Source organism: Microcoleus sp. Z1_B2, from assembly GCF_036700325.1.
Classification (GTDB): Bacteria; Cyanobacteriota; Cyanobacteriia; order Cyanobacteriales; family Microcoleaceae; genus Microcoleus.
This window is the reverse complement of the sequence record NZ_JAUBOQ010000070.1, coordinates 1-20,952: the sequence shown is the minus strand read 5'-3', so window position 1 is coordinate 20,952 and position 20,952 is coordinate 1. Positions and strand designations below refer to the sequence as shown.

Here is a 20,952-nt window from a genome sequence, read left to right as displayed (position 1 = left end):
TCCGTGGGAGTCGGAGTTTCCGTGGGAGTTGGAGTCGGAGTTTCCGTGGGAGTCGGAGTTTCCGTGGGAGTCGGAGTTTCCGTGGGAGTTGGAGTCGGAGTTTCCGTGGGAGTCGGAGTTTCCGTGGGAGTCGGAGTCGGAGGGTTATTGACAACAATGCTTGCCGTGACGATCGCAGAATCAGCTTTCCCGTCATTAGCCTTGTAGGTAAAAGAGTCTGTCCCTGCAAAACCAGCATTCGGAGTATAAGTGAAAGAACCGTTAGCGTTGAGGGCGATCGACCCTGTAGCCGGATTTGTCACCAGAATCGCCGTCAGCGGGTCATTTTCCGGGTCTGTATCGTTGATTAAGACTCCCAAACCAGTCACGTTGAGACTCGTATTAAAAGCAGTAGTATAGCTGTCAGAATTCGCCACAGGCGGGTTATTGTTGACGCTGACAGTCACGGTAGCCGGTTCCGAGCTAACTATTCCGTCGCTGACTGTGTAGGTAAATGTGTCTGTTCCAGAAAAGCCAGCGTTAGGAGTATAAGTGAAAGAACCGTCTTTGTTGAGGGCGATCGACCCTTTCGTCGGATTTGCGGCCACCGCAGCACTCAGCGTGTCCAAATCTGCGTCGGAGTCGTTGGCTAAAACTCCCGGCACTATTTTGCTGAGGACTGTTCCCGCACTGACGCTGTAGGTATCGGGTTGTGCGATCGGCGGATTGTTTGTAACGTTGATATTTGCCGAAATTGCTGGTAAAGTAGCAGCCCCGTCACTGACTGTGTATGTAAAGCTGTCGAGTCCCACGAATCCCGGATTGGGAGTATAGATAAAAGAACCATCTTTATTGAATGCGATCGTGCCGTTGTTGGGGTTGCTAAAAATATTTGCCGTCAATACCTCGCCATCAACGTCGCTGTCGTTGGCTAAAACTCCCTTGGCAACAGGCACGTTCAAGACTCGATCGTGTAGGGTAGGGTAATTTTCAGGTTGTACGATCGGCGGATTGTTGGTGACAGAGATATTCGCGATTGCTGGTAAAGTAGCAGCCCCGTCGCTGACTGTGTATGTAAAGCTGTCGAGTCCCACGAATCCCGGATTGGGAGTATAGATAAAAGAACCGTCTTTATTGAATGCGAGAGTGCCATTGGTGGGATTTGTGACTTTAGTTGCCGTCAACACATCGCCATCAACGTCGCTATCGTTGGCTAAAACTCCCTTGGCGGCAGGCAGGTTCAAGACTCGATCGTGTAAGGTAGGGTAATTTTCGGGTTGTACGATCGGCGGATTGTTTATGACATTGATATTTGCCGAAATTGCTGGTGTCGTAACAGCCCCATCGCTGACACTGTAGGTAAAGCTATCGAGTCCAAAAAATCCAGGGTTCGGAGTATAAGTAAACGAACCATCCTTATTAAATCCGAGAGTGCCATTGTTGGGATTTCTGACTTTAGTTGCCGTCAGCAAATCCTTGTCTAAGTCGCTATCGTTGGCTAAAACTCCCTCAGCCACAGGCACGTTCAGGACTTGATCGTGCAGGGTTTTGTAATTGTCAATTTGTACGTTCGGCGGATTGTTTATGACATTGATATTTGCCGAAATTGCTGGTGTCGTAACAGCCCCATCGCTGACACTGTAGGTAAAGATATCGAGTCCAAAAAATCCAGGGTTCGGAGTATAAGTAAACGAACCATCCTTATTAAATCCGAGAGTGCCATTGTTGGGATTTGTGACTAGAGTTGCCGTCCGCAAATCCTTGTCTAAGTCGCTATCGTTGGCTAAAACTCCCTCAGCCACAGGCACGTTCAGGACTTGATCGTGCAGGGTTTTGTAATTGTCAATTTGTACGTTCGGCGGATTGTTTATGACATTGATATTTGCCGAAATTGCTGGTGAAGTAGCAGCCCCATCGCTGACAGTGTAAGTAAAACTATCAGGTCCAAAGAATCCTGGATTGGGAGTATAAGTAAACGAACCATCCTTATTCAATCCGAGAGTGCCATTCTTGGGATTTGTGACTAGAGTTGCCGTCCGCAAATCACCATCCAAGTCGATGTCGTTGGCTAAAACTCCCTCACCAACAGCCACGTTCAGGACTTGACCGTGAAGGGTTTTGTAATTGTCAATTACTGCAAACGGGAGATTATTATTTGTAACGTTAATCGTAACTGTTGCTGGTTGGACAGATGAATCTGTGCCGTCGCTAACATTATAGGTGAAGGTATCAGTGCCTACAAAGCCAGCTTTCGGAGTATAAGTGAAGTCGCCGGTGAGATTTAACTTGACTGTACCGTTGCTCGCGGTTGTAACTACCACGGCACTACGCGCGTCGCCGCTGTTGGCGTCGGTGTCGTTGCTTAAGACTCCCGCCCCAGAGACGCTGAGAACTTTGTCGTGCACGACGCTGTAGCTGCCGTCATCGACGGCCACCGGGAAATTATTAACCGAGATGGTGCCGAGAGTAAAAGCGGCACTTGCTTGATCCGTGGCGTCCCCGAAAAATAGGAAGTTTGGCTGGCTGTAGGGATTGTAGGGTAAACGCGGCTGGCTGGTTGCTGGATTAAATGCCGTGTAGTTGCGTAGCGGTTGATTTGTCAGGCCTGGTATTGCTGTTGGGCCGGCAAACAGGGTGTAAGTGTTGCCTTGAACTACGAGTTTGTAGTCGGTAGCAGTGTTGATGTTAAAAGGTAAAGGTGCATTTTCCCCGCGAGTAAAGGTGGGAGCTGATGTTGGTGTACCACCGGTTTGAGCAAATATACCTCCGTTGGGGGGAAAGTTCCCCTTGGTGAAACCCAGTTCAATGCCATTTTGAGCGTCGCTGCTAATGGCGATGATGCTGAAACCGGCCCGATCGTTACTAATACTGTTTTCAGCGGTGACTGCAACTCGAAAAGAAACGCTGTAACCGTTGGTGCGGTCAAGTGCGGGAAAAGTTGCGCTGACTGGAGTAAATGTTGCTGGTGTCGGGGTCGGAGTTGCGGGAGTGTATCTGTAGTTGGTGTAGCCTGCATAGCCTGTAGTGTTATTAGCCGCCGTCACGCTCGCAGTATTAATGCCAGTGTTTGGCGAGAACGCACCTGTAGCTAGGATACCACCACCGAATGGGAAAAAAATAGGTATGGGAAGAGGTACTTGTCCGTAACCTAATTGAGTAGTGCCCGATGCCCCGATACCGACGGGCGATCCGGCTGGAAAGTTACTGCTGCCGTCGTAGAGGGTGACGCCGAAGGCAAATTGATAAGTGGCTCTTGTTGTTGGCCCGATCGCCAGCCCAGAGGACACCGCTCCTGTTGTATAATCTAATTCCCAATCTCCGCCCTTAGCCGAACTGCCGATCGGCGATCGAGAAGCAGCAATTTTTGCCTTGGTTAGCTGACTCAGTTGCTGCACAAAGTTAGCGCCCTTTTCCCCCGCCGCTACATCGCACCCGTACAGCAAAATCTCTCCACTGTCTCCCAGCGATCGCGACCAACGCTGCAATTGCTTAGCATAAGTTTTTAAATTTGTCAAGTTTAGATCGATCGCGCCTAGCAGTAAACTCGCGGGGCGGCCGTGGGAGATGATATGAATACTTTTAATATTGCTGCGATTCGCTAGTGCCTCAGTAATTTGTTCTACTCCATCCCGCGCCGCATCCAAGGTAATAACTTCTGTCCCCGCTGCGATGCCGTTGTGGAGAGTTTGGCTGTCGGGAAGGGCAGAGTCGATAAAGGCGATCGAACTAAAAACTGAACTGATAAAATTTGGCATAATACACCTTTGGTTAGATGACGGTAGGAAAATTAATGCCTGTCTACCTTAGCAAATTCACAAATTTAATGTCATGAGTAAAATTAACAATCAAGACGAATACTAATTTCCCATGAACCTGCAACAGAAGCCTTTTGATAGGGGCGGGTTTAGCCAATAATTCCTTTAAAAAACCGACAATTCCAGTACACAACTCGCTTTTTTAGGGTTCGATCGCCAAAAGTTCTTCTGCTACCAATCCTTTCTGAATTGCGAGTACAGCAGCTTGAGTGCGATCGCGCACTTCTAACTTTTGCAAAATCGCGTGGACGTGAACCCGCACAGTCCCCGGAGCAATGTACAATATTTGTGCAATTTCCTGATTGCTTTTCCCCCCCGCAACTAAAGCCAAGATTTCCTGTTCTCGCTTCGTCAGCGGATTCTCCAAAACTTCTGATTTTGACCCAATTTTCACAGGTTCAGGATTAGCAAAAACTGCCCGAATTTCCGCAGTTGCCGCCTGATCCCACCACGAAGCACCCGCCGCTACCGATCGAATTGCTAAAACCAAAGTTTCCGCCGCAATTCCCTTGAGGCAATATCCCTGAGCACCCGCACTAATCAATCTTTCAATTAAGGATTTTTGGGAATGAGATGTTAAGATTAAAACGGGAATTGCTGGATGTCGCTGTTTAATTTGGCGGCACGCTTCAATACCGCCAATTCCAGGCAAACCGACATCGAGAACTACCACATCTGGCAAGTGTTCCTGAGTCAATTCTACTGCGGTTTCGCCATCTTCAGCCTCGGCAATTACTTGCAAGCAACTTTCTTGCTGCAACCGCGTTTGCAGCCCCAACCGAAACAGTTCGTCGTCTTCAACTAGGAGAATTCGCAACGGATAAGCTGGTTTCATTTCTGTGGGATAGCAGGGAGTCGGAATCCAAATAAAGCACCGTGTGGCAATTTATTTTCTGCCCAAATTATACCGCCGTGGGCGTCAATAATTTGGCGAGATAAGTATAATCCTAATCCCGATCCTTTGGCTTGCCGATCGCTGTGTCCTTGATAAAAACGCTCGAACAAATGGGGCAGTTCATCGGCGGTAATTCCCAACCCGCTATCGATAACTTTCACCACCTGATAACTCGAATTAGATTCCATAACAATTTCCACTTTACCGCCGCGATGAGAATGATTGATGCCGTTTGTTAGCAAATTAACAAAAACGCGCTGGAGTTGCACAGCATCGCCATTTACCCACAAAGAGCGGCGAAAATCAGACTCTCCGTAACTCATACTAATATAGACGCGGCGCGCCGCCGATAAATGGATGAGTGTTGCAATTACTTCTTCTGCCAATGCTACTAAATTTACGGGAGCAAGTTGCAGTTTTAAACCTTCGGCATCGTTGCGGTAAACATCTAGCAGCGTTTCTACTAATTGTAGTGACATTTGGTGCGATCGCGCCATTGTTTCGAGAACTTTTTGCTGACTGGCGGTGACATTCCCAAATTTTGCTGATCCAAAAGCTTTAATTGTTTCAATCGCCCCCAGCATCGGCGTTTTTAAGTCGTGACTCAAAGTAGAGACAAAATCTTCTCGGATGCTTGCTAGCTGCTGCTGCGACTGCAACTCAGCTTTAGCGATCGCGATCGTCTCTTGGTACTGCTGGTTGCGATCGCTTAAATATCCCGTCACCCCTAAAGCCATGACTGCGATCGATCTATTTGCTACAGTTGCTAGGGCGATCGCTTCTCCAGGAGGAACAAACAAATTTAACAGCGTCAAAGCTGCCGATACCAGCGTAATTTGCAACTTACCCAACCGACTCAAGCGCGAATTTGCCAATAAAATCGGCCCTGTGTACAAATACCCAAACAGATACTCCGACGGCGTAGTAAATTCCAGCACTACAACGATCGCAAATAAAATTGCGATCGACCACCTCCCCCGCAAATACTTCTCTTGAATTGCCAGGTTGTCTGTGATTTTTAATAAGCTGTTTAACATCCCTTATCCATCCATTTTATATTTTATATTTACACTCTACTCTCTGCCTTATCCCTAGGGTTTTTATTCGCTAAAATTTGTCTACAGTGACGCAAAAACAAGCGTTTAGATAACATCTATATCTGCAAGTATAGATACTGCTAAATATTTAAACATTTGTCAGTCAGTGAAAATATATAGCAGCTAAGTATAACGGCTAAACAGCAACTTATACCTGCGGGCTGATTATCAAAAATCCTAACGGCAAGTATATTGATTTTTAAAAGCAGATTGCACTTTTAAGGAAGTATTGGCTCAGTTATGCTTGAAGGATTAATTCAAATCGCATTAACGCTAATCATTGTAGTAGCGATCGCCCCTATTTTTGGTAATTACATGGCGCGGGTGTACATGGGAGAACCAACCATTCTCGACCCCGCTATTAAACCCCTAGAAAAACTCATCTATAAAGCCAGCAATATCCGGTCTATAGATTCGATGACAGGTTGGCAATATGCGCGATCGCTACTGTACAGCAATGCAGCAATGGGCATATTTGTTTTCCTAATTTTCATGCTTCAAGGAGTGCTGCCTTTAAATCCCACCAGCTTAACTGCCCCAACCTGGGATACTGCGCTGCACACAACTATTTCATTCCTCACAAATACCGACCAACAGCATTACTCCGGCGAGACAACATTTACTTATTTGTCCCAGTTAACCCTGGGATTTTTAATGTTTACCTCAGCAGCTACCGGTTTAGCAGTAGGGATTGCCTTTATCCGGGGCTTGACCGGCCGTCCCTTGGGCAACTTTTACATCGATTTAATTCAATCAATCACCCGGATTCTGCTACCCCTTTCTTTAATAATTGCCTTACTTTTGCTAATTTCAGGAGTGCCGGAAACCCTCGCAGGGCCGGCCGTTGCCCGTACCTTAGAAGGCGGCACGCAAATAATTGCTCGCGGCCCAGTAGCTCACTTTGAAAGCATCAAACAACTGGGAGAAAATGGCGGCGGATTTTTTGCCATTAACTCGGCTCATCCTTTTGAAAATCCCAATCCTTTTACCAACCTGCTGGAAACACTAGCAATGCTTTCTATACCAGCAGCTATGATTCACACCTACGGCAGATTTGCCAACAACAAAAAGCAGGGATGGCTGATTTTTTGGATGGTGTTTGCCATCTATGTAATTTTGATTGGCATTGCAGCATTTGGCGAGTACGGCGGCAACCCTCAAATTAATAATTTACTGGGTTCGCAGCAACCAAATTTAGAAGGCAAAGAAGTTAGGTTTGGCTGGGCAGAAACTGCACTGTGGGCGGTGACTACCACTGGCACAATGTGCGGCGCTGTCAACGGAATGCACGATTCTTTAATGCCTCCCGGTGGTTTTGCCACTCTGTTTAATTTGTTTCTGCAAATCGTTTGGGGCGGACAAGGAACGGGAACTGCTTACTTATTTATCTACTCAATTTTGAGCGTGTTTCTCACGGGCTTGATGGTGGGGAGAACGCCGGAGTTTTTGGGACGCAAAATTGAAAAACGGGAAATTGTTTTAGCCAGCGTTGTTTTGTTAATTCACCCGATCGCAGTTTTAATCCCCGGTGCCATTTCTCTCGCATTTACCGACAGTTTGAGCGGCATCAGCAACCCCGGATTTCACGGCATTTCCCAGGTGATGTACGAATACGCTTCGGCGGCAGCCAACAACGGTTCTGGCTTAGAAGGATTGGCCGACTCTCAACCCGCACCTACCGGACTTTGGTGGAATTTAAGCACCTGTTTCAGCCTGCTATTGGGGCGCTACGTTCCAATTATTGCCCTGCTACTTTTAGCCGACAGCATGACGAACAAACAACTGGTTCCCGAAACAACCGGCACTCTCAGAACCGATTCAGTTTTATTCACCAGCGTCACCGCAGGAGTAATTATAATTCTGGGCGCGCTGACATTTTTCCCAGTTCTAGCTTTAGGGCCAATTGCCGAAGGATATGAAATTAGCAGCGGCAAATTTGAACCAGCATCGATAACTGTACCCACAACACCTTTAGCAACACCAACTCCTCCATCTCAATAGCGAAAATTCTCAACCTCACTATTCTCTCTCTCTGCGTTCTCTGTGTTCTCTGTGGTTCATTAAAAATCCCAAATCGACATGACCTCATCCCATACTCCAGATTCCCCAAAAAAACCTGCTAGAGGCTCTCGCGAGTCTCGCAAGCACACGCCAAAAGCAAATACAAAAGGTCTTTATCAAAGAGCTTTTAAAGAAGCTTTTGTCAAGCTAAACCCACGGGTAATGCTAAAAAATCCGGTGATGTTTGTGGTGTGGGTTGGCACAATTGTGACTGCATTATTAACGATCGACCCGACGCTGTTCGGCCCGGTTCCCGGCGAAAATCAGAGAGTTTTCAACGGTTTAGTCACGTTTATTTTGTTCTTCACCTTGGTATTTGCTAATTTTGCCGAAGCGATAGCAGAAGGGCGGGGGAAAGCGCAAGCAGACGCACTGCGATCGACCAAAGCCGACACAACAGCCCGCAAACTCCTACCAGACGGTTCAATTCAAGAAGTTAGTTCGACATCCCTGAGACGGGGCGACCAAATTAAAGTGATCGCAGGCGATGTCATTCCCGCCGACGGCGAAGTGATTGCAGGCGTCGCATCTGTAGACGAATCTGCGATCACTGGCGAATCCGCGCCGGTGCTCAAGGAACCGGGTTCGGACATCGCCAGTTCCGTCACCGGCGGTACGCGCATCCTTTCCGACGAATTGACGCTGCGGGTGATGGCCGACCCCGGTAAGGGATTTTTGGACAGGATGATCGCGCTGGTAGAGGGCGCTGAAAGGTCGAAAACGCCGAACGAGATCGCGCTGACGGTGCTGCTGGCGGTGCTAACGCTGGTGTTTTTGATTGTGGTTTCGACGATTCCGCCCGTGGGAAATTACGTGAAAACCCCTGTGGGCGTGGTGACGCTGATTTCGCTGCTGGTGGCGCTGATTCCAACAACGATCGGCGGTTTGCTGAGCGCGATCGGCATTGCGGGCATGGATCGCGTCGCTCAGTTTAACGTGATAGCGACCTCTGGACGCGCCGTGGAGGCTTGCGGCGACGTGAATACGCTGATTTTGGACAAAACGGGGACGATCACGCTGGGGAACCGTTTAGCCGAGGAGTTCATTCCGGTAAACGGTCACTCGCTGGAGGATGTTGCGAGTGTAGCCCTTGCTGCGAGTGTGTTTGACGATACTCCAGAGGGAAAGTCGATCGTCCGTTTGGCCGAAAAATTGGGCGCAACGGTGAATTTCGATCGCACCAACGCCACAGGGCTTGATTTTTCCGCAAAAACGCGGATGTCTGGCACGGATTTGCCCGACAGGACGGAGGTTCGCAAGGGTGCGGTGGATGCGGTGAAGGGTTTTGTGCGATCGCGCGGCGGCAATATCGGCCCCGATCTCGATGCAGCTTACGAGCGAGTTTCCCGGCTTGGAGGCACGCCTTTAGGCGTTTGTCAAGGCAGCGACACCTACGGCATTATCTATTTAAAAGATGTGATTAAACCGGGAATTCGCGATCGATTTGACCAACTGCGAAAAATGGGAATTCGTACCATTATGCTCACCGGAGATAACCGGATTACAGCATCAGTAATTGCCGATGAAGCAGGCGTTGACGACTTCATTGCCGAAGCAACTCCCGAAGACAAAATCGACGTAATTCGCAAGCAACAAGCCGAGGGTAAATTAGTCGCAATGACGGGAGACGGAACCAACGACGCACCCGCACTAGCACAAGCAAACGTAGGCTTGGCGATGAATTCTGGAACCCAAGCCGCGAAGGAAGCTGCAAACATGGTGGACTTAGATTCTGACCCCACCAAACTCATTGATTTAGTTACAATTGGCAAACAATTGCTGATTACTCGCGGCGCGCTGACCACATTTTCCCTAGCCAACGATATCGCAAAATATTTTGCAATTATTCCCGCCATGTTTGCCCCCGTAGGCGCATTAAACGTCATGGGTTTAGCCAGCGGACAGTCTGCGGTTTTGTCAGCATTAGTTTACAATGCTTTGATTATTCCAGCTTTGATTCCCCTAGCATTAACTGGTGTAAAGTTTAGACCTTTGACTGCAAATCAACTGTTGCAGCGGAACATTTTAATCTACGGATTGGGCGGGGCAGTCGCGCCGTTTATTGCCATCAAAATTATTGATGTTTTGATTACCGCCGTTGGGTTAGCATAGATCGGGAAAGCATGACAAGGATTTTGACACGGATACACGGATTAATCTCGTTCCCAGGCTCTGCCTGGGAACGCATATCCAGAGGCTATGCCTCGATTTTCCCACAAAAATCATCCAATAGAAAGACAGATATTTATTCCCAAAATAAGGAGAATTCATGAAACGGAATGATTTGCTGAATGATATTTTTCCCAGAGATTTCCAAGAAATTATTGAGTTAGCTCAAAGGCTTTGGCAGCGCCACCCAATCCCGGTGCAGCTATTTCTAGTAATGTGTTTCAATGCTATAGTTGCCCCCGCTGTCTACGCTGCTGCGGGCGAAGATTTGACCCGAAAAGCTGTCTGGGGTTTAAGTCTCCTAGGTTTGGTGATTATCGCCCTTTCTATTTACTTGTTCGTAGTCATCTTTCAGCCGGAAAGATTTTAGTCAATAATTAACCATTAGCAAATAACCGATCGAGGTAATTTATGAGAGAAATAATTAGAGCCATTCGCCTTACCCTGGTTTTGTGGGGAATTACAGCCATTATTTACCCTTTAATCTTGCTAGTAATCGGCCAAATTGCCTTCAACTCCCAGGCAAACGGCAGCTTAATTACCAACCAAGGAGTTGTAGTTGGCTCTGCTTTAATCGGTCAGCCTTTCTCCTCAGAAAGATATTTTTGGGGTCGTCCCAGCACCACCAATTACAGCAGCTTTGCGACAGAAAATTACGATCCGACAAAGGGAGAAAATGTTAGTCAAAGAACGGGTGTTTCGGGAGCGAGCAACCTTGCCCCCAGTAACTCTGATTTGCTGAAACGAGGTAATGAGAAAGATGGTTTTCAGGGGGTGCAAGTTGAATTAGATCGCCTCAACAAAGCTGGTATCAAACCAACTGCTGATTTAGTCTATACTTCCGGTTCTAGCCTCGATCCGCACATTAGCGTAGAGGCAGCTCGATCGCAAATTCAGCGGATAGCAACGGTGCGATCGCTCAATCTCAATCAAGTAGAAATGTTGGTAGCTAAAAATACAGAGGGCAGATTTATTGGCATTTTCGGTGAACCGGGAGTTAACGTCCTCCAACTGAATTTGGCTCTCGACCGTTTATAATATACGTAGGTTGGGTTGAGGAACGAAACCCAACACTTCAGTTCAAGTTGGAGTTGGGTTTCACTTCGTTCAACCCAACCTACAAATGTGACTAACAACGAACAACGAACAAAGAACAACTGACAACTCAGCTATGATTCACTCTAGCGAACTTACTAACAATCCAGACGCGGTTTATGCCCAACCTAACCGCACTTACGATCGCACCTCCCGCCGGGGAAAGCACAAAATATTTATCGGCATGGCCCCCGGTGTCGGCAAAACGTTCCGAATGCTGGAAGAAGGACACACGCTCAAATCTGAAGGCATTGATGTGGTAATTGGACTGTTAGAAACTCACGGCAGGAAAGAGACAGCAGCTAGAGCAGAAGCATTGGAAATAGTGTCCAAAAAACAAATGCTACGCGGCGAAAAAATGCTCACCGAAATGGATACAGAATCTGTCATAGCACGCCGTCCTCAATTAGCATTAATAGACGAACTCGCTCATACAAACATTCCCGGTTCTCTGCGAGAAAAACGATATCAAGATGTGGAAGAAATTCTCAAGGCTGGAATTGATGTTTTCTCTACCCTTAACATTCAGCACATAGAAAGTCTCAACGATTTAGTAGCTAGAATTACCGGAGTTGTAGTGCGAGAGCGAGTGCCCGATCGCGTCCTCGAAGATGCTGACGAAATAGTCGTTGTCGATGTCACGCCGGAAACTTTAGAAGAAAGGTTGCTAGAAGGCAAGATTTATGCTCCTGAAAAAATTGAACAATCTTTAGAAAATTTTTTCCAGCGCCGTCATTTAATCGCTTTGCGAGAACTCGCCCTGCGAGAAGTCGCAGACACTGTGGAAGACGACGCAGCAACTTTAAAAGGTCAATCTTGCAACATTCACGAACGAGTTTTAGTGTGCATCTCGACTTATCCGAACTCCTTGCAATTGCTGCGGCGAGGCGCGAGGATTGCGAGCTACATGAATGCCCCATTTTATGCTGTGTTTGTCAACGATCCAGACCGATTTTTAACAAAAGCAGAAAGCTTGCACGTTGAAACTTGTGAGAAACTGTGTCAAGAATTTAACGGGAAATTTTTGCGGGTAAACGGCACTAATATAGCCAAAGCGATTTCCGAAGTAGCTAAACAGTATCGCGTTACTCAAATTGTGATCGGCGAAAGCCAGCAATCCCGCTGGAAATTGCTGCTGCGGGGTTCTTTGACTCAACAGTTAGTGCGATCGCTCAAACACGTAGATTTGCACATAATCGCTACTGAAAAAAGTGGTCTTTCTAATTAATTATTAGTCTTCAGTCATTAGTCATTAGTCATGAGTCGGATGAGAGCCGATAAATTAACCATAATACTTGTAGGGAGGGTTTCACCAACAATCTCTAATTCCCACTAACAATCTATATAAACCCGCCCACACCACTTTCGGAGGATAGCTGAATCTAGCGGACGACGGATGCGCCCGAAGCTTTTACCTGTCAAAATAGCACTTGCTATATCTGATTAAAAGTGCGATCGTTATGGTGGATGATTACATTCTCAACTTGCTAGTTATTGGCATCCTCCTGCTTACCGTTACCTTGGGTTCCGGCTGGATTTCGCGATTGCCTGTATCTTATGCCTTAATTTATCTAATTGTCGGTATCGGATTGGGGCCCTACGGCATCAAGCTGATTGACTTGCGTCCCGAAGCTGAATTTTTAGAAAGACTTACAGAATTTGTAGTTATTGTTTCTCTGTTCAGTTGTGGCTTAAAAATGAATCGCCCACTGCAACTTTGGGCCTGGAATTCCACAGCGCGGCTGATCGGTTTTTTAATGCCAATTTCGATTTTTGCAGTGGCTGCGATCGGTCATTGGTTTGTGAAATTAGATTGGGGCCCGGCGATTTTACTGGGAGCAATTCTCGCTCCCACCGATCCAGTTTTAGCCTCAGAAGTTCAGTTAGCTCATCTAGACGATCGCGATGAATTGCGCTTTGGTTTAACATCAGAAGGCGGTTTGAACGATGCTTTAGCTTTTCCCTTTGTTTATTTCGGCATTTATTCGCTAAAAGATAACAACTGGTCGAACTGGTTTTCGCAGTGGGTAGCAGTTGACTTGATTTGGGCGATCGCCGCAGCTATCGTTATGGGAATTTTAGTAGCTAAAGCCGTCACCTGGGTCGATCGCCAACTCCAACGTTATCGACCGGCAGATCAATTAATGGAAGATTTCATTGCTCTCAGCACAATTTTGCTTACATATTCCCTCACAGAAGTAGTCAACGGCTACGGATTTCTCGCAGTTTTTGTAGCAGGAATTGTCGTGCAGCGCAGTTACCGGAACCCAGAAAAGCCGCTTTCCCAACTGCACTTTACCGAGCGCATAGAAAAGTTAATGGAAGTAGGAACTATTTTACTATTAGGTTCACTTTTGCGCCTAGAACCTATGTTGGCATATGGAGGCTACTCTCTCTTAGTAGCTGGATTGTTAATTTTTTTAATCCGGCCTGTGGGAGCTTGGATTAGTACGATCGGCAGTCCTTTGCATCCCGCCAGCCGCTTGCTGTGCGGTTGGTTCGGCATTCGTGGTGTCGGTTCTATCTATTATCTTACTTATGCTTTCGGTGACGGTTTGAAAGGCGAAACCGCCGAAAAAATTGCCTGGATTACCTTTACAACGATCGTACTTTCTGTGATTTTGCACGGTATTAGTTCCACCCCGTTAATGAACTGGTACGAGCGCCGAATCAAACCTAAAGTACCTGATTTAATTTAATTAATTCACGCAACTCATACAGATTCTATGCGATATTTGTAGGAACATGGCACTGCCGTGTCCTTACCTAATCTAGGAATTTCACGAAATACTCTAAACAGGTTTCACCCCAACTAATAAAGCGAGTTCCCGCCACTTCCAATAACAGTCGGCATCGGTAAAACCAATTTCTCTAAACCAGCGCAATTGCGTTTCCACATCCAGCAATTTATTAGATGGATCGTCGGGCGAATCGCTAATACCGATCGCCTCTCGAAATCTCTCATGTAAAGCCGGAGTTGCGGACGCTACGTGCTCCAAGTTGCAAAAAATGCCTCCCGGTTCCAAAAGCTCGAAAATCTCAGTGTAAAGCGAACGTTTGCGATCGTCTGCTACATGATGAATCGCAAAACTAGAAACAACCGCATCAAACTTGCCCAAATCCGGCAGCGATTCATCAAAATTGTGCTCGATTACCGTGACATTTGGGTCATCAGCAAAGCGAATTCTGGCTTTTTCCAGCATTGTCGGCGAAAAGTCGATCGCCACACATTCAACATTTGGTCGATCGCACTTAAGCAGACCCAGCAACCGCCCGTCTCCCGTGCCCACATCCAGAATTCGCTTCACATTTTTCGGCACTTCCTCCAACAAAACCGCTTCACCTTCAGTGCGGTGAGGAATACCATCAGCCTTAGCCAGATACCATAAAGCGTGTTCCGCCGAAGTCCAAAGATTCACTTGACTCATAATTTTTTAATCCTCATAAACCTCGCCATTTTTGCGAGTAAAAATCCAACTATTCCCGTTAGCTTTTGCCATTAGATCGTCATCGGGATATTCGGCACTATCTCCCGGAGTGCGTGAAGCGAAGCTATCCCGAAGGGAATCGCCAATTTCCAGATAAACAACATCTGCATTCGAGCGGTTGACTAAATGATGCCCGTCTGCATCACCCGCCGGAAAACCCGCCGCCATACCCGGTTTCAGCACTTGCTCTCCCGAATTTGTAATCAGAGTAACTTCCCCTTCCAGAACATAGATTAACTCATCTTGACGGGTATGCCAGTGCCTGAGAGCAGAACAACTTCCCGGCGCCAGTCTAACCAAATTTACCCCAAAATTCTGCAATCCGGCAGCATCGCCCAAGCGTTTTTTAACTCTCCCCGCAACAGCAGATTGGAATTGCCGAGGGTACTTGGAACCTGTAATTTCCGGGACATTTTTAGGATCGATAATCATATAACAGTCATGGTAGCAGTTGTGAATTCTCTCTTCATTCTCTTCATTTTCTTCATTCCCGTCATAGGCGACGAAAGCGGTTCGTTTGAAATTTATGCTATGGGAACAAAACATAGTTTTATTTCAGCTCATCATAATTTTATAGTACCTGCCACCTCCCCCTCACTTCCGCATCCCACCTCCGACAGTTCCCGCAACTCATTAAGAATGTGTTATAAATATTGAGATTCATTAAGAAATATTGCTCAAATGCTCGTTTCCCCCTCCGGCGTCAGCAAACTCAAAGAATCTTTAAAAGAAAAAGTATTCTTTGGGAATGAGCCAACCCCCGAACTCATAGCCATCTTACTGATTTACTTCGTCCAAGGCATTCTTGGACTAGCCCGCTTAGCCGTCAGCTTCTTTCTCAAAGACGAACTCGGCATGAGTCCGGCAGAAGTCTCGGCAATGCTGGGCGTCGTCGCCCTGCCTTGGATTATCAAACCCGTCTTCGGCTTCATGTCGGACGGTTTGCCGATATTCGGCTACCGCAGACGCCCTTACATCGTCCTCTCCGGGCTGCTGGGAACCTTAGCATGGGTGAGCCTCGCAACAATTGTACACACACCGCTGGCAGCTACAGGCGCGATCGCCCTGAGTTCCCTATCCCTCGCCGTCAGCGACGTAATCGCCGACTCCCTGGTAGTCGAAAGGGCCAGAAAAGAATCCGTTACCGACGCCGGTTCCCTGCAATCCTTGTCTTGGGGCGCTGCAGCCCTCGGCGGACTAATTACCGCCTACCTCAGCGGTTCCCTGCTGCAACACTTCAGCACTCATACTATCTTTTTAATCACCGCATCTTTCCCGCTAATTGTATCAGCAACAGCTTGGTTAATTGCCGAAGAAAAAACCGACAAAAGAACCGACTTTGAAACTGTCAAAGACCAATTCAAACAACTACGGCAAGCTGTTACCCAAAAAACCATTTGGCTGCCCACAGCCTTTCTCTTCCTCTGGCAAGCCACCCCAAGCTCAGACTCCGCCTTCTTCTTTTTCACCACCAATGAATTAGGCTTTCAACCAGAGTTTCTCGGCCGAGTGCGCCTCGTTACCAGCATTGCCTCCCTCGCCGGCATTTGGCTGTTTCAACGCTTCCTCAAAACAGTTCCATTTCGAGTAATTTTTGGCTGGTCAACCGTCATAGCGACAGCATTAGGCATGACTACTTTATTATTAGTAACTCATGCCAACAGAGCTTTAGGAATTGACGATCAATGGTTCAGCATCGGAGACAGCCTAATCCTGACAGTAATCGGACAAATTGCTTATATGCCGGTGCTCGTACTCTCCGCCAGATTGTGTCCCCCCGGCGTCGAAGCAACTTTATTTGCGCTGCTGATGTCAATCACAAATTTAGCAGGACTTTTGTCCCACGAAGGCGGTGCACTTTTGACCCACTTGCTAGGAATTACCGATCGCAATTTCGATAACCTCTGGCTGCTAATAGTCATCACAAACCTGTCCACACTTCTGCCCCTACCCTTCTTAAATTGGCTGCCCGCCGACAGTACAGAAAGCAGCGATCCAAACAATCAAAAGTCTCTTCCCGTATTAGAACCAGAACCAGGCAGTTCCAAACCAGGCGGACAGCATTTCATGCCCGAATACTTTCCCGACTTAGTACCGACAGTAAGGTCACAAAGTCGCACCGCAGACAGTAAATAAAGGCAGGCACACACAGATTTTGACACGGATACACGGATGAATTTAACGGATGAATTTAACTGTGTTTCCCCATTCTCCGAATTTCCTTCTCTCTGCGCCCTCTGTGTTCTCTGCGGTTAAATCAAGAAAAGCTTATTACACCCATGCAAAACTTACAACTTTCCCCACCTCAAACAGCCGCCCAAAACCTATCATACGATCGCACAGACTGGCAGCGCGGCTACGAATCCCAACCCAACGAATCCGACTACTGGATTGACAACATAGAAGGCGAAATCCCCCCCGGCTTGCAAGGCACATTCTTTCGCAACGGGCCCGGATTATTAGATGTCAACGGCCAGCGCATCCACCATCCGTTTGACGGCGACGGGATGGTTTGTGCGATCGCAATATCCGAAGGCCGCGCCCATTTCCGCAACCGATTCGTCCGCACAGAAGGCTATCTCGCCGAACAAAAAGCCGGAAAAATCCTCCACCGAGGCGTTTTCGGCACACAAAAGCCAGGGGGCCCGCTGGCCAACATTTTTGATGTCAAAATCAAAAACATTGCCAACACCAACATCATTTATTGGGGCGACAAACTGCTAGCACTTTGGGAAGCCGCACAGCCCTACAGACTCGACCCCCGCACCCTAGAAACACTCGGCTTAGACACCCTAGACGGCGTTTTACAACCCGGTGAAGCCTTCGCCGCCCACCCCAGAATTGAAAAAGGGAAAAATGGCAAAGGAGACAGATTAGTAAACTTTTCCGTCAAGCCCGGTTTGTCGAGTACCATCACGATTTACGAATTCGACGAAAGCGGCAAACTTTTGCAGCGTCACGCCCATGCAATACCGGGTTTTGCCTTCCTGCACGACATGGTAATTACCCCGAATTACTGCATATTCTTCCAAAATCCCGTCTCATTTAATCCGCTGCTTTTCTTGTTAGGATTTCGGAGTGCATCCCAGTGCATTCAATTTTCGCCAAACAAGCCAACGCAAGCAATTTTAATTCCCCGCAACGGCACTGACGAGGTGAAGATATTAGAAACCGAACCTTGTTTTGTGTTCCACCACTGCAACGCATGGGAAGAAGGAGACGAAGTTTTTGTGGATTCAGTTTGTTACGAATCATTTCCAACTGTAGAAGCAGACGGCGATTTTCGCGAGGTTGATTTTGAGAGCATTCCAGCGGGCGAATTGTGGCGGTTTAAGTTGAATTTGCAAGACAAAACCGTACAGCATCAAGTTGTTGAAACTCGGTGCTGCGAGTTTCCAACTTTGCATCCTAATAATGTCGGACAACCTTACCGATATCTGTATATCGGTGCTGCGGATGCTCCCACGGGAAATGCTCCTTTGCAAGCTATCCTCAAAATTGATTTCGTGACTGGTGAAAGGCAAATTTGGAGTGCCGCACCGCGTGGTTTTGCGGGGGAACCGGTGTTTGTTCCCCGTGGTTCAGGCGTCTCGCCTGAAGGTGCAACGGCTGAGGATGACGGCTGGCTGCTGGTTTTAATGTATGATGCAGCTAATCATCGATCGACCTTAGTGATTTTAGATGCTCGCGACATTACCAAAGGCCCTGTAGCGCGCTTGCATTTAAAACAGCACATTCCCTACGGCTTGCACGGCAGTTTTACATCAAATGTACTGCTTCCTATCGGTTCGTAGTTTCGCGTTGATTCGCCTGGTTCTTGCGCCGCTCGCCACAGCCCGCCGGGGGTTGAAAACCCCGGCTCACAGCGAAAGTCCTCTAAAAGAGGACTAAAACCAACATTTATTATCGCTCAAGTTTCTTCAGTCGGTTTTAACCGACTTTAGCTATGAGCCAGGGGTTTAAACCCCTGGCGGACTGCGGGAAATACTAACAACATTTTAACACATAAAAATCCCTATTAAATGCAAAGTATCAACAAAGTTAATCTCAAAAAAATACTTATTTTAATTTGCAGTCTGGTCGTAATATTTGCAATTATCTTATCTATTTACTCTCACAATGCTAACGCCCAAGAGCCTTACAATCCATCTCCAGAAAGCGCTGTAGCGTCGAAAGGCTTGGTTGAGGTAAAAATGACATTAATTGCCGTTGACCCCATTAAAAACGAATTAGAAGCCCGCTTGCAGTTTGAACTCAAAGGTATTTATAAAAAAGGGCCAACTTACCCGGCTCAAGACTTGTTAATGACAGTTAACGGCGCAAATGTACCGGATTCGGAAATTACCTTTAAAGAAGGCAAACCGATGATTGTCCCTGCATTGAAGTTTAACTTAGTCAAAGGGAAAATTAACAATTACCCGTTTGACACCCACATTGCTAAAGTAGCTATTTCGATCGACCCGCTGCCTTCGATTGGGAAAAAGTTTGCTCCCTTTGAACTGAATCCCGTACCTCTGGAATTTAATTTCCATGCCGATGTTCCCGGTTTCGACATCAGTTATAAGCCGATGGAAGAGAATTCATCTATCTTTATTTATATCGATGTTTCTGCAACTCGATCGCTCCCGGTGAAGTTCTTTGCCTTAGTGATTATTGTGATCATGTGGGTGCTGTCAATTATGGCGCTTTTGCTAGCATTAAAAGTGATGAAATCGGGTAAGTTACCGGAAGTAGGAATGCTGAGTTGGACGGGTGTAATGCTATTTGCTTTTCCCGCTATTCGCAATGCTCAACCTGGGGTGCCTCCGGTGGGAACTGCCAGTGATTTTCTGTCGTTTTTTTGGACAGAAATTATAGTTGTGGTGGCGTTGGTGATTATCGGTAGTTGTTGGTTAAAGCGGTATCATCCGCCGATTGAATGATTTGAGATTTTAGATGTTATATTGGAATAATTCACCCGCGACATAAATCAGGGGGCTTGTAGCTTTGATACTTTCAATTAACACCCCAAAGTCAACTGTTAACTAAAATCAAAGATTCAATTTTTGACTTCCAAATTCTCAATATCCTTTGCGGGTACGCCCAAACCGCGCAAGATAGTAAAAGCTATAATTCGATATCCCGATTGATTTGGGTGCACTCCATCTGCAGCCAACAAATTCAGAGTTTTGCCCGCGTGCTTTTGATACGTGGCGATAACTTCCCGACAAGGCGCATTCAAATCGATAAACAAGCACTGATTCTCTAACGCAATTTCTCGCATCGCGGCAATATACTCTTGCAACCTACGATTTTCTGGGCCGTCGAGAATTTCGCCGATAGGAGTAGGAGAAAGCAGTACAACTCGAATTCCTGCGGCTTTTGCCGCCAGCACCATTTGAGTTATTTTCTCCCGATATTCTGCCAGTGGCACTCCCGTGGGCAACTTGCCTTGCGGATAAAATCGCAGGTTTTGGAAGTCAAAGAAAGCGTGCCAAACGTCGTTGACTCCGACATTAATCATCACTAAATCTGGCTTTTGGTCGATCGCATCTTTCTGGAAGCGCGCTTGCATATCAGTCGCCTTGTTACCGGAGATTCCGGCGTTGACGATTTCGATTTGGCGATCGGGATAAAGGGCATTGAGATAGCGTTGCAGCAGCCAAACGTAACCTCCGGGGTATTTCCCCGCCTCGGTGATGCTGTCGCCCACTGTCACAATTTTGCGCTTGCCGGCGAGCACGTTCTGGATTTCGGGCGGCGGGGTTGCTTGGGATACGGATTCTTTAAACACTGGAATTAAGGAGTGAGGGATGTTGAAGGCGATGATAATAGCTAGTAATTACGGTGATGGCAAGTCTGATTGACACTTGCCGCTTCGGGAGTTTGGGAGGGGGCGATTCCCTACCGCAACGGGCCCCCACGCGCGTTCGGGATAGCTTCGCTTGACGCGCATTGGGATACACTACGCAGATTCCTACTAAAACTCTAACTATTTATCTCTGCAATAATATTATCCATTTCAGGGGTTTTTGTCACTTATTTCAATCACTCAGTCCTGGCCTAACAAAAACCTGGTTTAGACAGCAAATCCGAAGTTACAGCATATTCCATGTATATGTGGTACACACAAGAAGAGAGACGCGAGTAAGGTGCGTCGCCACCCATCAATCTGCAATCTTTATCAAATATCAAGGAGCGACGCACCCTACGGACTAACACGACATAATATAGCTGCTCCTGTACTTCATGAACCACCGAATATGCTGTATAAGCCTTAACGCAGAAACCAGGTTTTTGACAATTCCCGCATCCAGGATACCCGCCACGTGATTCATCCGTCCAGAAATAAAAAACCTGTATCCGATGAAACT

Annotated in this window: 15 protein-coding genes; 9 read left to right on the top strand and 6 right to left on the bottom strand. The window is 47.1% G+C overall.

The window, feature by feature from the left end; genetic code table 11:
- The 3 genes from QT984_RS27555 to QT984_RS27545 all read right to left on the bottom strand — a co-directional run.
- On the bottom strand, positions 1-3,734 hold a 3,734-nt coding region (locus QT984_RS27555), incomplete at its 3' end, for an Ig-like domain-containing protein (RefSeq protein WP_333375382.1).
- A gap of 202 nt (positions 3,735-3,936) precedes the next feature.
- Positions 3,937-4,629, bottom strand: a complete 693-nt coding sequence (locus QT984_RS27550) for a response regulator transcription factor (RefSeq protein WP_333057210.1) — start codon at positions 4,627-4,629, stop codon at positions 3,937-3,939.
- Positions 4,626-5,726, bottom strand: coding sequence for a HAMP domain-containing sensor histidine kinase (locus QT984_RS27545; protein ID WP_333375380.1), 1,101 nt, complete (start codon positions 5,724-5,726; stop codon positions 4,626-4,628). Before QT984_RS27545 ends, QT984_RS27550 begins: the two co-directional genes overlap by 4 nt.
- 300 nt (positions 5,727-6,026) lie before the next feature.
- On the opposite strand from QT984_RS27545, the gene kdpA reads away from it, so the two are divergent.
- The 6 genes from kdpA (at position 6,027) to QT984_RS27515 (ending at position 13,810) form a co-directional block, all read left to right on the top strand.
- Positions 6,027-7,787, top strand: coding sequence for a potassium-transporting ATPase subunit KdpA (gene kdpA / locus QT984_RS27540; RefSeq protein ID WP_333212152.1), 1,761 nt, complete (start codon positions 6,027-6,029; stop codon positions 7,785-7,787).
- Positions 7,788-7,865: 78 nt separating this feature from the next.
- A complete protein-coding gene (gene kdpB / locus QT984_RS27535) occupies positions 7,866-9,959 on the top strand; it encodes a potassium-transporting ATPase subunit KdpB (protein WP_333375376.1) in 2,094 nt (697 codons plus the stop codon).
- 157 nt (positions 9,960-10,116) lie between these two features.
- On the top strand, positions 10,117-10,386 hold the full coding sequence (gene kdpF, locus QT984_RS27530; protein ID WP_333057215.1) for a K(+)-transporting ATPase subunit F: 270 nt from the start codon (positions 10,117-10,119) through the stop codon (positions 10,384-10,386).
- 41 nt (positions 10,387-10,427) lie between these two features.
- Positions 10,428-11,054 (top strand): K(+)-transporting ATPase subunit C, encoded by a 627-nt coding sequence (kdpC, locus tag QT984_RS27525; protein ID WP_333233662.1) that lies wholly within the window; start codon positions 10,428-10,430, stop codon positions 11,052-11,054.
- A 133-nt stretch (positions 11,055-11,187) separates the two neighbouring features.
- Complete coding sequence (locus tag QT984_RS27520; protein ID WP_333375374.1) at positions 11,188-12,339, top strand: universal stress protein; 1,152 nt, start codon at positions 11,188-11,190, stop codon at positions 12,337-12,339.
- 202 nt (positions 12,340-12,541) lie between these two features.
- Complete coding sequence (locus tag QT984_RS27515; RefSeq protein ID WP_333375371.1) at positions 12,542-13,810, top strand: sodium:proton antiporter; 1,269 nt, start codon at positions 12,542-12,544, stop codon at positions 13,808-13,810.
- 93 nt (positions 13,811-13,903) lie between these two features.
- Here QT984_RS27515 and QT984_RS27510 read toward each other — a convergent pair whose 3' ends face one another.
- Both QT984_RS27510 and QT984_RS27505 read right to left on the bottom strand, forming a co-directional pair.
- The gene (locus QT984_RS27510) at positions 13,904-14,539 is read right to left on the bottom strand and encodes a class I SAM-dependent methyltransferase (RefSeq protein WP_333057219.1); all 636 of its coding nucleotides are present in this window, start codon (positions 14,537-14,539) and stop codon (positions 13,904-13,906) included.
- A gap of 6 nt (positions 14,540-14,545) precedes the next feature.
- Complete coding sequence (locus QT984_RS27505) at positions 14,546-15,145, bottom strand: cupin domain-containing protein (protein WP_333375369.1); 600 nt, start codon at positions 15,143-15,145, stop codon at positions 14,546-14,548.
- A gap of 135 nt (positions 15,146-15,280) precedes the next feature.
- On the opposite strand from QT984_RS27505, the gene QT984_RS27500 reads away from it, so the two are divergent.
- The 3 genes from QT984_RS27500 (at position 15,281) to QT984_RS27490 (ending at position 19,521) form a co-directional block, all read left to right on the top strand.
- Positions 15,281-16,735 carry a folate/biopterin family MFS transporter gene (locus tag QT984_RS27500; RefSeq protein WP_333057221.1) on the top strand — a complete coding sequence of 485 codons (1,455 nt, stop codon included), beginning with the start codon at positions 15,281-15,283 and terminating at the stop codon, positions 16,733-16,735.
- A gap of 143 nt (positions 16,736-16,878) precedes the next feature.
- Positions 16,879-18,393, top strand: a complete 1,515-nt coding sequence (locus tag QT984_RS27495; RefSeq protein ID WP_333313754.1) for a carotenoid oxygenase family protein — start codon at positions 16,879-16,881, stop codon at positions 18,391-18,393.
- Positions 18,394-18,621: 228 nt separating this feature from the next.
- Positions 18,622-19,521 carry a DUF4436 family protein gene (locus QT984_RS27490; protein WP_333057223.1) on the top strand — a complete coding sequence of 300 codons (900 nt, stop codon included), beginning with the start codon at positions 18,622-18,624 and terminating at the stop codon, positions 19,519-19,521.
- Positions 19,522-19,637: 116 nt separating this feature from the next.
- Here QT984_RS27490 and QT984_RS27485 read toward each other — a convergent pair whose 3' ends face one another.
- The gene (locus tag QT984_RS27485) at positions 19,638-20,372 is read right to left on the bottom strand and encodes an SGNH/GDSL hydrolase family protein (RefSeq protein WP_333375367.1); all 735 of its coding nucleotides are present in this window, start codon (positions 20,370-20,372) and stop codon (positions 19,638-19,640) included.
- Positions 20,373-20,952 lie beyond the last annotated feature (580 nt).

Bases quoted from the DNA above. Each gene is read 5' to 3' on its own strand.
- QT984_RS27550 (WP_333057210.1), bottom strand. From the start codon at position 4,629: ATGAAACCAGCTTATCCGTTGCGAATTCTCCTAGTTGAAGACGACGAA.
- QT984_RS27545 (WP_333375380.1), bottom strand. From the start codon at position 5,726: ATGTTAAACAGCTTATTAAAAATCACAGACAACCTGGCAATTCAAGAG.
- kdpA (WP_333212152.1), top strand. From the start codon at position 6,027: ATGCTTGAAGGATTAATTCAAATCGCATTAACGCTAATCATTGTAGTA.
- kdpB (WP_333375376.1), top strand. From the start codon at position 7,866: ATGACCTCATCCCATACTCCAGATTCCCCAAAAAAACCTGCTAGAGGC.
- kdpF (WP_333057215.1), top strand. From the start codon at position 10,117: ATGAAACGGAATGATTTGCTGAATGATATTTTTCCCAGAGATTTCCAA.
- kdpC (WP_333233662.1), top strand. From the start codon at position 10,428: ATGAGAGAAATAATTAGAGCCATTCGCCTTACCCTGGTTTTGTGGGGA.
- QT984_RS27520 (WP_333375374.1), top strand. From the start codon at position 11,188: ATGATTCACTCTAGCGAACTTACTAACAATCCAGACGCGGTTTATGCC.
- QT984_RS27510 (WP_333057219.1), bottom strand. From the start codon at position 14,539: ATGAGTCAAGTGAATCTTTGGACTTCGGCGGAACACGCTTTATGGTAT.
- QT984_RS27505 (WP_333375369.1), bottom strand. From the start codon at position 15,145: ATGTTTTGTTCCCATAGCATAAATTTCAAACGAACCGCTTTCGTCGCC.
- QT984_RS27500 (WP_333057221.1), top strand. From the start codon at position 15,281: ATGCTCGTTTCCCCCTCCGGCGTCAGCAAACTCAAAGAATCTTTAAAA.
- QT984_RS27495 (WP_333313754.1), top strand. From the start codon at position 16,879: ATGCAAAACTTACAACTTTCCCCACCTCAAACAGCCGCCCAAAACCTA.
- QT984_RS27490 (WP_333057223.1), top strand. From the start codon at position 18,622: ATGCAAAGTATCAACAAAGTTAATCTCAAAAAAATACTTATTTTAATT.